This is a genomic window from Kaistella carnis, from assembly GCF_003860585.1.
Taxonomy (GTDB): domain Bacteria; phylum Bacteroidota; class Bacteroidia; order Flavobacteriales; family Weeksellaceae; genus Kaistella; species Kaistella carnis.
In genome coordinates, this window is record NZ_CP034159.1 from 2,127,159 (window position 1) to 2,142,689 (window position 15,531).

The window sequence follows — 15,531 nt, forward strand, 5'->3', positions numbered from 1 at the left end:
AATTATTTTAAACGTATTTCTGACACTGAAGCACCCGTTGCGACCATTGGGAAAACATTTTCCTCTTTTGCAACCATGACTTCCAATAAATAAGCGCCTTGATGATTCAGCATCGTTTGAAGAGCCTTTTTTAAATCGGTTCGGGCTTCTACTTTCTCTCCCTCAATGCTGTAGGATTTTGCCAGGGCAATAAAATCCGGGCTGATCATATTGGTGAAAGAGTAGCGTTTCTTGAAAAACATTTGTTGCCACTGTCTTACCATGCCCAGAAATCGGTTGTTTAGAATGATGATCTTCACATCGACTTTACTTTGAAGGATTGTTCCCAATTCCTGTAAGGTCATCTGAAAACCGCCGTCGCCGATAATGGCAACCACAGGTTTTTCCGGCGCACCAAATTTTGCTCCGATTGCCGCCGGAAGTGCAAAGCCCATGGTTCCTAAACCACCGGACGTCACATTGCTTTTGGTTTTGTTGTATTGATAATAGCGTGCTGCCATCATCTGATGTTGGCCCACGTCTGTTACGACCACTGCTTCACCCTTCGTCAGGTCTGAAAGCATTCGCACGACTTCATCCATCTTTAATTCCTCGGAATGCAGTTCCGACGCACTTTCCTGAAGGGTTTGGACTTCCACTTTTTTAGCCTCCATAAATTCCTGCATCCAGGCGTCGTGTTTTCTTTCCTGAACCAATTCAGTCAATAATTTCAAGGCTTCTTTGGCATCGGCATGAACGGGAACATCGGCCTTTATGATCTTATTCAATTCCGCCGCATCGATATCGATGTGAATGACTTTTGCCTGTTTTGCATATCTCGAAACATCACCCGTAACGCGGTCGTCGAAACGCATTCCGACCGCGATCAATACATCGCATTCATTGGTTTTAATGTTGGGCGCATAATCGCCGTGCATACCTAAATATCCTGCATACAGTGGATGGTGATTCGGAAAAGCGCCTAAACCCAAGAGCGTTGAAGCGGTTGGAATCCCGGATTTTTCTACAAACTCCAGCAATTCTTTCTCTGCATTGGATAACATAATTCCCTGACCGATCAGTAAATAGGGTTTTTTGGCCTGATTGATTAAATCTGCTGCTTCTTGAACCTTGGTATGATCCAGTTTCGGTTTCGGGCGGTAACTTCGGATCGAAGCACATTTTTCATACTTAAAAACAGTTTCACCAAACTGAGCATCTTTCGTAATATCGATCAGAACCGGACCTGGGCGGCCTGAACCGGCAATATAAAATGCTTTTGCAATGGCTGCCGGAATTTCTTCTGCTTTGGTTACCTGGCAATTCCATTTCGTGATCGGCATGGAGATTCCCATGACATCGGTTTCCTGAAAAGCGTCGGTTCCCAAAAGATGAGAAGCGACCTGCCCTGTGATGCACACCAAAGGAGTAGAATCGATCATCGCATCCGCCAAACCGGTAATTAAATTGGTTGCTCCGGGACCGGAAGTAGCGAAGACCACGCCTGTCTTTCCGGAAGTTCTGGCGTAACCCTGAGCAGCGTGGATCGCACCTTGTTCATGACGGACCAGAATGTGGGTGACCATGTCTTCGTAATCGTACAAAGCATCATAGATCGGCATGATGGCACCACCCGGATAACCGAAGATGGTATTGACTTTTTCGGCCACTAAGGATTTCATCACCGCGTGGGCGCCTGTTGTTTTTGTAGAGTTCATTATTTACTTTTTATTAGAGTTATAGATCGGTGACGCAACCTTTCGAAGCGCTTGAAACACATTTCGCGTATTTATATAAAACGCCCTTGGTCGCTTTGAGTGGAGGCTGTTTCCATTCAGATTTTCTTTGGGTCAGCTCCTCGTCGCTTACTTTCAGTTGGATTGTATTGTTTTTGGTGTCGATGGTAATGGTATCGCCGTTTTCTACGAGCGCAATGGTTCCTCCTTCGTAGGCTTCCGGGGTGATATGTCCGACGACAAAACCGTGTGTGCCTCCGGAAAATCTTCCGTCGGTGATGAGGGCAACGTCTTTTCCAAGACCGGCGCCCATAATGGCGGAAGTTGGTTTAAGCATTTCCGGCATTCCCGGACCGCCTTTTGGGCCACAATACCGGATGACCACCACATCTCCCGCTTTTACTTCGCCGTTTTTTACGCCGTCGATTACTGCATACTCATCGTCATATACTGTGGCTGGACCTTCAAAATATTCCCCTTCGTTACCGCTAATTTTCGCTACGCTGCCTTCTGAGGCAAGGTTTCCGTAAAGAATCTGTATGTGTCCTGTTTGCTTTAAAGGAGATTCTAAAGGAAGAAATACATCCTGTTCCGGAGTTAAAGTTGGAACCTCAGCGAGGTTTTCAGAAACGGTTTTCCCCGTAACGGTGAGACAGTCGCCGTATAAAAGTCCTTTTTCCAAAAGATATTTCATAACTGCCGGAACGCCGCCAACTGCGTGCAGATCTTCCATTAAATATTTTCCGCTCGGTTTTAGATCCGCTAAAACGGGAACTTTATCGCTAATTCTCTGAAAATCTTCGAGAGTTAATTCAATATCTACCGCATGCGCCATCGCAATCAGATGCATTACAGCGTTGGTGGAACCCCCCAAAACCACGACCATCGTCATCGCATTTACAAAGGCTGCTTTGGTCATGATGTCTTTTGGCTTGATGTCTTTTTCGAGTAGAACCTTAATCGCTTTTCCGGCATCCAGACATTCCTGTTTTTTTTCCGGACTTAAAGCAGGATTAGAAGAACTGAAAGGCAAACTCATTCCCAACGCTTCAATGGCAGAAGCCATCGTGTTTGCCGTGTACATTCCACCACACGCTCCAGCGCCGGGACAGGCATTTTTGATGACGCCTTTAAAATCCTCGGGTGAAATGGTATTGTTGAATTTTTTGCCTAACGCTTCAAAAGCAGAGACGATATTTAAAGATTGTCCTTTCCATTTTCCGGAGTGAATACTTCCACCGTAGATCATAATCGCCGGACGGTTTAATCTACCCATCGCCATAATTGATCCCGGCATATTCTTATCGCAACCTACCACGGCTAAAACAGCGTCGTACCATTGTGCACCTACGACGGTTTCGATAGAATCGGCAATCACATCGCGGGAAACCAGAGAGAAACGCATTCCATCAGTTCCGTTGGAAATTCCGTCACTTACGCCAATGGTATTGAAGATGAGTCCTACCAAATTCTCGGCGGTCACTCCGAATTTTACAGATCTTGCCAGATCGTTGAGGTGCATATTGCAGGTGTTTCCTTCGTAACCGGTACTCACAATGCCGACCTGGGCTTTTTTTAGATCGTCTTCCGTCAAGCCGATTCCGTAGAGCATGGCTTGAGCGGCAGGTTGCGTTTCGTCCTGGGTGATGGTTTTGCTGTATTTGTTTAAAGTGGTCATTAGTTTACGGTGCTTAATTTTAATTCTGAGGTTCTGACGAGTTTTGAATATTCGTCCTGTAATTTTTTTCCGAGGGAATTGCTCCATTTTAGAGGAAATTTTGTTTCATCTACGGATTCAATTCCGATGACTTCGGCGGCGGTACCGCAATAGAAAGCACTGTCGGCAGTTTTTAATTCTTCAGGTCTAAAAAGTCCCTGTTTTATTTCAAGTCCTAACTTTTCCCCTAATTCCAGTACGGTGGCGCGTGTAATTCCGGGAAGAATATTTCCCAACTGCGGCGTATACAAGACGCCGTCTTTTTCGAAAAAGAAATTCGCTCCCGGACCTTCGGCGAGATATCCGTCACTGTCTAAAACCAGGGCTTCATCAAATCCATTCCTTTTCGCTTCAGTTGTTGCCAGAATAGAATTCACATAATGGCCGCAAACTTTTGCCTCAATTTTTACAGAACGTGGGTGAGGTCGGCAGTAAGAGGCAACCGATAAACGCAATTGTTGATCGCCTAAATAAGCACCCCATTCCCAAGCGCAGATCATTAATGATACGTTATTGGGTTGCGTCAAACTCATATTCGGATCACAGAAAACCAACGGACGAACGTATGCGTCAGACAGGTTGTTTTTCTCTAAAAGGTCGTAGGTCACCTGAACTAATTCATCAACATTATAATTAAAGGGAATATTGATGAGTTCTGCGGAGTTTTTTAACCTTTCGTAATGTTCTTTCGCTTTAAAAATAGAAGTCCCGTTTTCAGTTTTGTAGGCGCGGATTCCTTCAAAAACGCCATAACCATAGTGCAAAGTTTGGCTGTACAAATCAGTTGAAGCATCGCTGGCTTTAACAAATTTTCCGTCCAGATAGAGAAGGGTTTTGTGGTCGTAATACATAATATTTTGGTTTAAATTTTTAATCAAAGGCATAAAAAAAGCCTCTCTCAACCGAATGAGAAAGGCTTACAATTGGAAAACACCAGCCTGACTCACCCGGGAGGGCAAATAATAATAATAATAATAATGCTGATAATAATTATTGATCTGGTCATGGTGTAATTTTGTTAATAAAATACTCGTCATAAAAGAGTGAGAATTGTTGCGGTGAAATCAACCATGCTCACGCTAATCTGTGAAAGAGATTATTTCTTAATTATTTTGAAAGTTTTCGTTCCGCTTTCGAGATCTGCTTTTACTACGTAAACGCCAGGCTTAAGTAGAGATAAATTCACTTTGTTTTTGGCACTGTCTAACTTTTTAGTGATCATCAGTTTGCCGGAAACATCATAAACGGTAACTGTTTTTACTTTAACAGCAGCGTCAACATTCAATACATCCTGAACCGGGTTTGGGTAATACGCGAAATTGTCTTTTACACTTTCTGCGGTCCCAAGCGTTCCTACGTTGACGGTGTATTCTTCTGCCTGTCCGAAACTTCCTCCAACACAAGGATTAAGTAAATTGACAGGACCGAAATTCTTTTTCACACGCATTCTGGTAGTTCCTGCTTTTGCATCTGCCGGCACTGGCAGAACCTGCGAAACTTCTTTCTCATCTACACCAGTTGAACCGGTAAGGGGTTGAACGACCTCATAAGTCTCGCCTTCATCATCGAAATTACCGTTCTGATTCCAGTCAATGAAAACTGCAAATGAACTCTCCCATGGACCGTTCGTATTACCTTTTAATGTAATGGTTTCATTGGAACCCGCTGTTACATTTGCAACCTTATCCAGGAAAAGTTCGTGTGCAGGTGAATTGTTCAAAGCAGCATCTGAAACATTGGTCATTCCTCCGAAACTTACAGTTGTAATAGGTTCTACGTTGAATGTGAAATCAAGTGGACCACAATACGGTGCTACGGGTGTTTCGGATGTTGTAAAGGAGAAGACGGTACATCCCGAAGCACTTCCGCTGGAATTTTTAGGCACTACTTTCCAGTAGTAAGTTGTTCCGCCATCTGTTAATCCATTTACTCTGACCGATGTATCTGGTGTGGTTCCAATATAAGTGGTTGGGTTCGGATTTGTATCGATATAAAAATCGTATTCATCCACGTTCAGATCTGCAGGTGGCGTCCAACTGAAGTCGACACCGGTAAGGAAATCGACGTTGGTTGCACCGTTTGTAGGCAAATTTAAAGTTGCACAGTTAGGCAAAGCCACTGGCGTATATTCATCTACTTTAATATTGTCAACAAGCAGCACAAACTTATCACTACTGTTGTTTACGAATGCCACTCTAACCGTTTGTCCAACATACGAGGAGAGATTAGCAAATCTGCTTTTCCACGTCGCATTTTCCGTAGGAGTTGAAAATAATTCGACTGTGAAATCTGAAACGGTGTTTCCGCCGTTTGGAGATAGCATGACCTTGTAGCCGTCGGAAAAATTGGGATCTGCAGCTTTGGCATCCCAGAGTAGAAATGGGGAAGTTCCGGACACGGTAATTTGTGGAGAAATAAGCCAGTCATTGGCAACCCCTGATGGGTTGTAATAGGAAGTGCTGGCTGCTGCATGGTTATTATCTGGCCCACCGTAATTGGGAGTTGGGCCACCCCGATCAACTGAGACCCAGCCGATAATTTCGCTCACAGGTGATGCAGGAGTTAAACCATCTACATCAAGTACGGTCCAAGCGCTGAAGCCAGGGCCGTTTCCATCAAAGTCTTCCTGGAAAACCTGAGCGGTTCCAAAGATTGGTAAAGCAAAGAATAATGCTTTAAAGAATTGTTTTTTGTTCATTTCGAATTGTTTAAAAAATTATAATTAATAAAAGGTTAAAATATAGTTCTAAGGTTGTAATCTGTTTTTTCGCATCGCCGCAACTTTGCATAAAAAAAGCCTTCTGATTTCTCGGAAGGCTTTTTCAATATTTTTAAGTATTCTATAGCATTCCTTCTTCCATCGTAATAATTACGTTGAAAATAATAATTGAAGGAATAATAATGAACTGACCCATTTTTTTTGTTTGATTGCGTTGCAAATATAAACAAATAAGTGAAAGCATAAATTTTTTTATTACTTTTTTTCAAGAATACTTTTGATTTCAGCGATTTTTAGCGATTTTGAAATCTCAGAAAGTTTGTAGCTTGGTTATATTGATTTTCTGTTTGATAGATAATGTCGTTTTCTAGAATAATTCGCATTCCAGAAATACCATCTTTGACATTGGAAGAAAGTTGCACATCAAAACCTTTTGCTTTCATTTTTGATATCAAATCTTCGAAATTATTGGATGTTCGCAAAAATTCTGTGAGGTTTTTCAACATTTCTGCTTTTTTCTCAATTCCAATTTCAACATCGGTTTTAAGATTTCGTTCCTGGCAAATTTGTCGGACTGCTTCACCAAACCTCTCTCCTAATTTGCGTGATTTTACTGTACATTTTCCGTGGATATTAATTCTGTTAACCACAAAATGAATATGTTTTTGCTTCGTACTATTGTGGATATCCAAGCGAAATTGATTTAGATCCGTAACGCCTATCTTCCTTAATGCTTCAATCGCGATGTCTGTTAATTCAGCATCAGTAAGCGATTTGCCAATTTGTTCTGGTGGAGAAATATAGCCAGTTAATGCCCATTTTTTTACTTTGGAATTTCGGTCTGCAACAATTTTCATTTCTAAAAATTGATCTTCTGGTTTGCTGCCCAAAAGAAAATTAATTGCCGCAAGTTCCGCCATTCCTTTGTCGTTTCCATTGTATTCCAAAGCGATTTTAGAAATTATTCTCGTTGTTGCAGAGTTGTTCATTGTTTGTTTCTTTCGTTCATTTTTGAATATAAATATTGATACATCAAATCATTTGTGGTTTCAATTTTTGCCAAAATTTCTTTCTTATTTTCAAACATATTCCATTCTCGATGACGCATAAGATTGGTTATCTTTTTAGAATTATTTAAATATTTAAGCAAGATTTCATCAATTCTAAATTCATTGATTTTCAGTTCTTTTCCCAAGTGAATCATTCTTGAATAAGTGGATAATTTCAAGTTAAATTTTCGTGCTTTTTCCAGACTTTCTTCATACTCCAAAACCGACAATCGAAAAGAAATTACCTTAGATAATTGCGGTTCAATTTTCATTTTCAAACCTCCTTTTCGACCAATTTCTTGGAAGTGTTTTTTTCTTTTTTCAGCATTGATTTTTCGCTCGTTTTCTTGAGCCATTTTATCTATAAATATTTTTAAATTGTCTGTTTTCATCTTTTTTATTTTTTATTAAATTTTATTACAATTGTATTTCTGACGATAGGAGGAAATCAAAAAATCTCATTTTTACAAAAAAGCGTTACGCGCTTTTTGTAAACAATGGGTACTTTTTGCACTAGCATCCTACCCTATTTTTCCCTAATTTATTTTACGCAGGTGTATTTATTCTACCTGAGTAAAAAAGATACAGGTTAAAACATTTTATAATTTTTGAAATCATTTTAATCTGTTATTATTTTACTCACCTTCTTCTATATTTCACCTGCCTTTCTTCTGTAGGATTATTCTGGATCAACCAATCATTTAAGTCTTTAAAACCGGAATACAAAAGCCGACAATCTTCTGCGTTTTTCAAATCATTTTTGATTATTTCAACGGCTCGTGTTCCGGCGTCGTCATTGTCAAAATAGAGTTCAATGTTTTTATAATTTCCCAATAAATTTTTAATTTTATGAATCATCGAAACCGAATTCAAAATGATATAATCAGAAGTTTCTTTTTCCAGATAATTTTCTACTTTTTTAAAGGAGAGAAAGTCAAAAAAGCCTTCGAAAACTCTTACATCTTTAGAATCGTTTTTTATCGATGTAATATCTTTTTTGCCCAGACATATTTTTGAATAAGCATTCCTAATTTCATATCCACCAGAGTCATTTTTAAAACCGATTCCGAAATAATTTTTATCGTTCATCCGATAATGAATTTCTTCAACCCACTTTTTTTGATCTTCAACATTCCGGCTTTTTAAATAATCTAATAAAGCAGGATGCTGAATTTCCTTGACGTCAATTATTTCGTAACCTTTTGGAATATTTTCTAATTTTAGATTTTGCTCTTGAAAGGAAAAATTAAATTGTTCCAAATATTTTAACGCATCGCTTATTGAGCATCTTTTCATCGCTTGAACAATTGAGATGCTATCATAACTTTTTCCGGTGCCGAAATCAAATGCGGTATTTTTAATAAAATCAACTGATAAACTTGGCGTTTTCTCTTCGCGGTCAAGTGCAAAATAAAATGCGGTTCGGGAATTTTCTTTGCTTGGAAAAAAAGAAAAACTTTCCAATACTGCCCTAATTGATATATTCTTTGCTTCTGAACAATTCATAATAGTTGTATATTTCTTCTATGTTTTTTGCTAAACTACCTACCTACTTACCAACTTGCTGTTAGTCAATTCATTAAAGGTATTTTTCATGCTTACCTTGATTTACCTACTTACCCAATTTCTTTAAATAGGTAACTTTAGGTAACTCTATTTAATTCTATTTACCTATATAACAATCTGATATAGAATCATTTAAAACCTTTAGGTAAGTAGGTAGTTTATTTTGTATTTTTATAATTAATCTGTGGTTTCAACCTAATTAAATAACCATAGATTTGTCTTTGAGGATGTTTTACTCTGGGAAATTTGAAGGATGATAACGCTCTTCCGATTTTTAAATGGTTTAATCGAATTTCTTGCGTTTTCAAATCCATCATCACTTCGGTCGCAGTCATAAACTCTTCTAGATTATCCGATGGTTCATAAAACTTGTTGATCATTTCTTGTTCTAAAGTCATCTGCGTAAATCTTTCATTCCGTTTTTCATTTTCAGAGATGTCTGCCAAAGTCAGTTCCGGATTAAAACCCTTTCTCTTATAAGCATTAAAGTATGCTTGCGACCAAACTTTATCAATGTTGATCTGCAATGAATAATTAAAGTTGATTTTCTCGGTCACTTCAAAAATGATCCAGCGCACACTCCCCGATTCATCGGTTAGAAAGTCTGTTTTGTTAGTAGAACCCACGAAACTGCAAATCCGCTCCAAATACTCCGCTTTTCGTGCATAGGGAAGCCTTTCGTTAATGTGTGTTTTTGAGATAAATGCTTTCAATGAATTGATGTCTGCTTTGGCTAAAATCGAGAGTTCATCTAAATTGATAATCAAATTTTTACACAATTTAATTCTGCTGTCTTTATCCAATCCGATATCTTCCGAGAGATAGTTCATTAATTTTCTAGGAATAAAAAATCTCAAATAGGTCGATTTCCCGCTATTTTGAATGGTATTCGCGAGAACCAGACAGTGCTTGTTTATTTTTTCTTTTTCTAAAGCACACAAAACGGCTCTGGTAAACCACTTCTCCATATGATACAGAAAAGCATTATCATCATTGGTTTTTACGTAACTACAAAGGTTTTTAATGTGATCGTCTCCGTCCCAATCTTCCAGATTTTCAAAATATTCCGAAATGGGATTGTATTGGTTAATCAGATGGCTTCTTACCAGGATTTCTAATTTATTGACTGGAATATCAATTCCAGATTGAGCAAGTTCTATAAACAACGAGTTCAAGTTAAGATCTGACCACTTTTTATCTGAAGTCCGTTTGATTTCAAACTCCAGAGATATGGTATTAAATCTCAAAGAATACTTAGCATTTAGATATTTCAGCGTTCGATCAAATATAGTTTTGCCTACTGTATCAGTTTGATACAGCATTTTATCTTCCTCCATAAAAGATTAGGTATTTGGGAAGCAGAAACAAATAATTGCTATATTTGCTCTTTACTTCCAAGTGAAACAATAATAAAGCCTGACTACTGCTATAGTTAGGCTTTATTATTTTCGATTATCTTTTCCGTATTGAAGAAGTTCTTTTTTAGAATAAAAGAACCGACCATTAAAATTATAATGAGGTAAATCTTTATGCTTTCTCCAGTCGATGATTGTGGGCATAGAGATGTGGAGGAATTTTGCCGCTTCGTTTTGAGAAATAAGATCTTCTGGTTTTTCTTCAGAAGAGTCAATTGGTAGTCTAAATTCCTTCGCTTTGGAAAGAATTATTTCTACGGCTTTTTCGAGATCACTTTTGGAATGTGAATAAAGTTGTACTGACATATTATTGCTTTTTTAAATTAGTTTAAATTCAAATGCAATAATATTGTTTTAATATCTGATAATCAAATAGTTAATTAACGTCCAGATTAACCCAGATTAACCCAGATTAGCCCAGATTTATTTTTTTTGAATCCAGATTAATCTAATTTAACCCAAATTAGACTTTACATTATAGTTTAATTTTTAACTGAATTTAACTAATAATCTTCAGTTTTAACAAAGTTTAACACCGATCGGCAAAGTGAATAATTAAGAATTCAATACTTTCATTAAAAATTAGTTAAGATTTATAAAATTATCCCCAAGCTTTATCCATCTGTTCATCCGTGAATGCTTCGGTAACTTTCATATATTTATCCAGAACAGCATCTTTTTTAATATTTGCAATTTTCTTAATTGCTTTGGGCTCCATTCCTAAAAGTAGTGAATTTGTAATGAACGTTTTTCTTGCAGTGTGACTTGTAATAAATCTATGTTTCGGTTGGGTAAGAGATTTTTTCTGATTTCCCACAAACCAATGGATTGTGAATGACTGGTTGATTTCTGCTAATTCGCAGCAATCTTTGATGTAATCATTAAATTTTTGAGAAGAAATCACGGGTAATGGTTCATAGATCGTTCCTTTGTATTTTTTTAAAATCTCTTTTGCATATTTATTTAGTTTGATCGCGTGATTTTGAGTTTTTGTTTTCTGAATGGAAATTACAATATGATCGTCTGAAATATTTGCCAAGTGAAGTTTTGACAAATCTGAAAACCGCAATCCAGTAAAGCAACCCATACAGTAAAAATCACGTACGTGAGAAAGTTTGTCGCTTTTCAAATCTTTGTTGTAGAGTTTCATTAATTCTTCGTACGTCAGGTAAATAATATCGATATCGTGATCTGCAGCTTTAAACTTCTCAAAATCTCTTTTTGTATTATATCCTTTTTCTGTTGCCCAGTTTAAGAAAGATTTTAGCACCTTAATTATTTTGCAGAAATAGTTCTGTTTGATTTCTTTCGTTTGGTAGGAGTAGTCTCGTAGCAAATCAAAAAAATCTTCATCAATAATATTAAAAGATGTTGTAAATCCTTTTTCATCAGCAAATTTTTCCAAATAATTTCTGACAGTAGTCTGACCTTTAATCGTGTTATAGGTTTTAATAGATTTACCTTTATCAATATACTCATCGAAACACTTGAAGAAATCTAATTCTGGAGTAATGACTATCTCTCCTTTGAAATCATATTTTTCAATAAAAGAATCTTTTGTTAATTCAATTTTGTTAGCTCTAAAAAACAAAGAAATATCCTGAATCTTAGATTCTATTTTCTGTAACTTTTCATTGATTTCATCATAGCCGTAATATTCATCCTTTTTAGAATTTGCTTTAACTCGGTTATTTTGCCAGTCCTCAAGTTTACAATTCAATCCGGTATTTCTTTTTATAATAGCACTATCTATTCTAAATAATAATCTGATAGGCATTAAACCATCTTGAGTTACTTTGTCCTTTCTTAACTGAAAATTATACTTTATCATGATATTAAAATACTTAAAATGAATAAAAGGGGGAACAAAAGGGGGACTAATTTCAAATTTAAACAAGTTAAAAACTAGGATTGAAACAAAACTAATTCCCTTTCTATAACAAAGGTATTGAATACAAAGCAATTAAAAACCGTAAAAAAATATAAAATTTTTATAATACCTCCGTCCGAGGTACTTTAAAGCCTTGTTAATCGTTTGATTAGCAAGGCTTTTCTATTTTTTGTGCAATGTGTGATCTACCTAAATTAAGAGGAAGTGGTATCTTTTTTAATTCAATACCCAGCTTCTTCTTTTAGTACGGATCATTACTCTTTAAATAATCCTCTTTACATTTCTTTCAATTAATCAGTACTTATTATTTTCTTCTTTTTAATGAAAATTTTAGAGCAACTTCCCTTTAATTACAAGAGTTTATTTTCTGATGGTCCTTTTTTTGATTGGTTAAAGTCAAATTTAAAATCATGGCAAATCACAATTTAAAGACCCTATCTGAAGTTCTAAATGTTTTAGCTAAACGTGGCATTACGAAAGAAATCTGCATGAACGACCAAAAACAAATGGTTTTGGGCAAAGATGAGAAGATCTATCAACCGGAAGATTTATGTGTCGTAAAATCCTACCGATTTGAAGGCGACAGTAGTGCAGGCGATAACGCAGTTTTATACTTATTGAAAGATCGAGACGGTGAACTTTCTACCATATTGGATTCTTATGGCAGTGACAGCAATCACACCGGAGAAGAATTTGATAATTTCCTAAGAGAAGTACCCGTAAAGGAAGAGGCTGAGTACGATTTCGATTAAAATATAAAATCCGTCCCGTATTAATTACTGGGCGGATTTTTTCTTAAATAAGTTATTGATAAGGCCTTTCTTTTTTACTTCCTCTTTTTTTTCCTGTACTTTTCCTTTGATTTCCTGAACTTTATTTTTTACTTCTGCTTTAGTTTCCTGAAGTTCTTTCTTGTTCTGTTCTAATGCAGTTTTCGTATTATGTACGGTCTTTTTTATAGACTCTTCTGTTTTCGGCGCATTTTTACCGATCAAGGTTTTTTTCAATCCCTGTTCAATTCCACGCCAGAATAAATTGAAGAACGATTTCGTGTTGTCGCGTTCTACCTCCTCTACTTCTACAGATTCCGGATATTTCCCAGAATCTGTCCGAACAAAAACATTTACTATTGCTGAAAGTATCTTATCCTTCTCACCCGTTTGCTTCAACACAGAAATTTTCAAATCTTTGTTCACCATTTTCATGTTGCCATAAATACCGCGCTTCGTTCCTTTAAAGTCAAAAATCAAATCTGAGATCAAACCGGTAGCACGAACTTTCAGATAAGGCTCAATAAATGGATTGATCCTGGAAGCGGGCAGATCACTTATGTTTCCGGAAATTGCAAATGCGTCATTAATGTTGGCAGTGTCAAAACTCCAGTTGACCTTCATAGGAGAAGCATTCATAAACTGACAACTGATCGTGATCGGAACCTGAGTAGGTTTGCCTTTCATCTTTCCCGAGTTCAGATTTTTTACATTTAAATTAAAATTACTGAAGGTCAATTTTCCAGGCCCATCACTTTTTTTGGTGTCTTCTTCATAAACCAACAAAGAGTTTTTAATGTCGAGATTATTCACAAACATGGGAAACTTTATTGACCGTAATAACTCAGAATACATCGGTTTTTCGCTGAGATCATCCTTCGGAATTTTACTGCGGAAAATATTCGCATCCAGTTTATTTAAAGTCACATTCGTAATATCAAGAAATTTATTGTCCGAAACCAAATCCCATTTTCCTTTTGCTTCAATCTGACTCACCTTTACATCATACAAATCTTTCTCGGTAGGAATCATTCTAATAAACTGCGCTCTGGAAACTGTAGGCTTTACCACAAAATCAGAGACCTGAACTACATTTCTATTTAATTTTAAAAGAGAAGCAGACAAATTATAGAATTTTGTTTTATAATTAAAGTTACGCGTGGTTAAACTGTAATTGCCTGTTTTAAAAGGAAGTTTATCTTTAATGGTGGTTTCGTTCAAAACCACATTTTCAATATTTGCATTCAAATCTTTGAAAACCAATGGTTGATCTTGACTATCCACCGTAAGATTTGAATTTTTAAGCTCTACATTTTTTATGATTAAAGGAAAGTGGATTCCTTCAAATGTTGGCTTCTTTTTCTTTGCATTTTTTGCAGTTCTGATGGAACCATTAAGTTGATTAACCAGCACATTCTGCACATCAATCTTTAATTTATTATTGACAAACTCCCAATTATTAACTCGAAGATTAAGTTGATCCGCCGTAAGATCCAGACTTGTTTTATCTGATTGTATGCTGGTTGGTTTTACTACGATTGTCCGTAAATCTGCGGCTTTTGGACGAATTACCAAATTCTCAACTGCAATATTTTGTGTGGGAGAAAAATAGGTGATGTTTTTTCCTTTAATGTTAAAATCCTCATAATTAAAAGGAATATTCCCTTTTGCAGTTTCGTCATTCATCATCATACGGTTGATCTGCATGGTCAGATTTTCTGCACCAAATAAAGGAGATCCCGTAGGTTTTCTGATATCCACGGTCGCATTATTCAAAAGAACATTTTCCAGATTAACTTCGTAGGTAAAACTTTTCTTCTTCTCTTGTGGTTTTACATTCGTCGTGTACATTTTGATATTAGGATTTTCAAAACGAACATCGCTGAGAGACAATTGCTTTCCTTTAAAGACAATATCTTTAAAACTCATTTCAGAGGCTTTTACATCAAATAGATTTCTCTTTTTGGGAAAGAACTTTGTGAAATTTTGATAGGATAATAAAGGAATCATGGCGAAATCCTTGATACTCATCTGACCCTCTTTGGTCGTAATATAATTTGCAGTAAAAGCATAAACATTGTCGGGTCGCAAGAAAAAGTTTTTAGCATTCACTTCATACTTTTCAAAAGAGAAAGGCAACTCGCCTTCCGCAGATTTTCCTGTAATATTAAGATCATCAACATCCAGATTTAAATCTTTCACGGACAAAATTTTCTGTTTGGTAGGGCGAAAAACCTGAATATTTCCGTTCGTGATCTTTATTTTATCAAATTCTAGGGGATTGTCTTTTTTTCCTGATTTTTTATCTTTCTTGTTTGATAAAATAACATTAAGATTCGGACTTGCCAACGTAACTTTCGAAGTAGAAATATTCTTATTAAAAATCAAATCATAAATTCCCAGCCTGGAAATCGACAGGGTATCAATTGTTCCCTGCAATCCAATGATTTCTTGATTCTGTGGATTTTGAGTATTAATAGAAATTCCGGTAGATAAAATATTTCCGGTGCCCAAATCTACGTCCATCGTTTTATAGTTCACGATGTACTCGGAATTATTCTTGATATAATTCGGCAAATTTTTCTTCAACCAAAAGTTGAGACCAAAATTGAAGATGAGAAAAAGCGCGAGCAAAATCCCAAAGACAATTGAAAAAATTCTGATTTTTTTATTTTTCATTGTAAATTCT

The 15,531-nt window shown here is 36.6% G+C and carries 12 protein-coding genes; 1 reads left to right on the forward strand and 11 read right to left on the reverse strand.

Going from position 1 to position 15,531, the window contains the following annotated elements; all coding sequences use genetic code 11:
• Positions 1–2: 2 nt before the first annotated feature.
• The 10 genes from ilvB to EIB73_RS09960 form a co-directional block, all read right to left on the reverse strand.
• Entirely contained in the window at positions 3–1,697 is a 1,695-nt protein-coding gene (gene ilvB / locus EIB73_RS09915) for a biosynthetic-type acetolactate synthase large subunit (RefSeq protein ID WP_125024980.1), read from the reverse strand.
• A 19-nt stretch (positions 1,698–1,716) separates the two neighbouring features.
• Positions 1,717–3,393: a dihydroxy-acid dehydratase gene (gene ilvD, locus EIB73_RS09920; RefSeq protein WP_125024982.1), complete on the reverse strand. Its 1,677-nt coding sequence runs from the start codon at positions 3,391–3,393 to the stop codon at positions 1,717–1,719.
• Positions 3,393–4,283, reverse strand: coding sequence for a branched-chain amino acid transaminase (locus tag EIB73_RS09925; protein WP_125024984.1), 891 nt, complete (start codon positions 4,281–4,283; stop codon positions 3,393–3,395). The genes ilvD and EIB73_RS09925 overlap by 1 nt, the downstream gene beginning before the upstream one ends.
• Before the next feature lie 245 nt (positions 4,284–4,528).
• Positions 4,529–6,130: a T9SS-dependent choice-of-anchor J family protein gene (locus EIB73_RS09930; RefSeq protein ID WP_125024986.1), complete on the reverse strand. Its 1,602-nt coding sequence runs from the start codon at positions 6,128–6,130 to the stop codon at positions 4,529–4,531.
• 314 nt (positions 6,131–6,444) lie between these two features.
• Positions 6,445–7,140, reverse strand: a complete 696-nt coding sequence (locus EIB73_RS09935; protein WP_228411226.1) for a relaxase/mobilization nuclease domain-containing protein — start codon at positions 7,138–7,140, stop codon at positions 6,445–6,447.
• Positions 7,137–7,592: a special sigma factor gene (locus EIB73_RS09940; RefSeq protein ID WP_125024988.1), complete on the reverse strand. Its 456-nt coding sequence runs from the start codon at positions 7,590–7,592 to the stop codon at positions 7,137–7,139. Before EIB73_RS09940 ends, EIB73_RS09935 begins: the two co-directional genes overlap by 4 nt.
• A gap of 247 nt (positions 7,593–7,839) precedes the next feature.
• On the reverse strand, positions 7,840–8,706 hold the full coding sequence (locus EIB73_RS09945) for a toprim domain-containing protein (protein ID WP_125024990.1): 867 nt from the start codon (positions 8,704–8,706) through the stop codon (positions 7,840–7,842).
• A 218-nt stretch (positions 8,707–8,924) separates the two neighbouring features.
• Positions 8,925–10,103 (reverse strand): VapE domain-containing protein, encoded by a 1,179-nt coding sequence (locus tag EIB73_RS09950; RefSeq protein WP_125024992.1) that lies wholly within the window; start codon positions 10,101–10,103, stop codon positions 8,925–8,927.
• Between the two features lie 105 nt (positions 10,104–10,208).
• Positions 10,209–10,487 (reverse strand): helix-turn-helix domain-containing protein, encoded by a 279-nt coding sequence (locus EIB73_RS09955; protein WP_125024994.1) that lies wholly within the window; start codon positions 10,485–10,487, stop codon positions 10,209–10,211.
• Between the two features lie 295 nt (positions 10,488–10,782).
• On the reverse strand, positions 10,783–12,012 hold the full coding sequence (locus EIB73_RS09960) for a site-specific integrase (RefSeq protein WP_125024995.1): 1,230 nt from the start codon (positions 12,010–12,012) through the stop codon (positions 10,783–10,785).
• A 470-nt stretch (positions 12,013–12,482) separates the two neighbouring features.
• Here EIB73_RS09960 and EIB73_RS09965 point away from each other — a divergent pair, with 470 nt between their 5' ends.
• Positions 12,483–12,824: a hypothetical protein gene (locus EIB73_RS09965; protein ID WP_125024997.1), complete on the forward strand. Its 342-nt coding sequence runs from the start codon at positions 12,483–12,485 to the stop codon at positions 12,822–12,824.
• 24 nt (positions 12,825–12,848) lie between these two features.
• Here EIB73_RS09965 and EIB73_RS09970 read toward each other — a convergent pair whose 3' ends face one another.
• A complete protein-coding gene (locus EIB73_RS09970; RefSeq protein WP_125024999.1) occupies positions 12,849–15,521 on the reverse strand; it encodes a hypothetical protein in 2,673 nt (890 codons plus the stop codon).
• Positions 15,522–15,531 lie beyond the last annotated feature (10 nt).

What these genes read in the sequence shown, in the direction of transcription:
- EIB73_RS09925 (WP_125024984.1), bottom strand. Translation starts at nt 4,283, where the DNA reads ATGTATTACGACCACAAAACCCTTCTCTATCTGGACGGAAAATTTGTT.
- ilvB (WP_125024980.1), bottom strand. Translation starts at nt 1,697, where the DNA reads ATGAACTCTACAAAAACAACAGGCGCCCACGCGGTGATGAAATCCTTA.
- ilvD (WP_125024982.1), bottom strand. Translation starts at nt 3,393, where the DNA reads ATGACCACTTTAAACAAATACAGCAAAACCATCACCCAGGACGAAACG.
- EIB73_RS09930 (WP_125024986.1), bottom strand. Translation starts at nt 6,130, where the DNA reads ATGAACAAAAAACAATTCTTTAAAGCATTATTCTTTGCTTTACCAATC.
- EIB73_RS09965 (WP_125024997.1), top strand. Translation starts at nt 12,483, where the DNA reads ATGGCAAATCACAATTTAAAGACCCTATCTGAAGTTCTAAATGTTTTA.
- EIB73_RS09945 (WP_125024990.1), bottom strand. Translation starts at nt 8,706, where the DNA reads ATGAATTGTTCAGAAGCAAAGAATATATCAATTAGGGCAGTATTGGAA.
- EIB73_RS09950 (WP_125024992.1), bottom strand. Translation starts at nt 10,103, where the DNA reads ATGGAGGAAGATAAAATGCTGTATCAAACTGATACAGTAGGCAAAACT.
- EIB73_RS09935 (WP_228411226.1), bottom strand. Translation starts at nt 7,140, where the DNA reads ATGAACAACTCTGCAACAACGAGAATAATTTCTAAAATCGCTTTGGAA.
- EIB73_RS09940 (WP_125024988.1), bottom strand. Translation starts at nt 7,592, where the DNA reads ATGAAAACAGACAATTTAAAAATATTTATAGATAAAATGGCTCAAGAA.
- EIB73_RS09960 (WP_125024995.1), bottom strand. Translation starts at nt 12,012, where the DNA reads ATGATAAAGTATAATTTTCAGTTAAGAAAGGACAAAGTAACTCAAGAT.
- EIB73_RS09955 (WP_125024994.1), bottom strand. Translation starts at nt 10,487, where the DNA reads ATGTCAGTACAACTTTATTCACATTCCAAAAGTGATCTCGAAAAAGCC.
- EIB73_RS09970 (WP_125024999.1), bottom strand. Translation starts at nt 15,521, where the DNA reads ATGAAAAATAAAAAAATCAGAATTTTTTCAATTGTCTTTGGGATTTTG.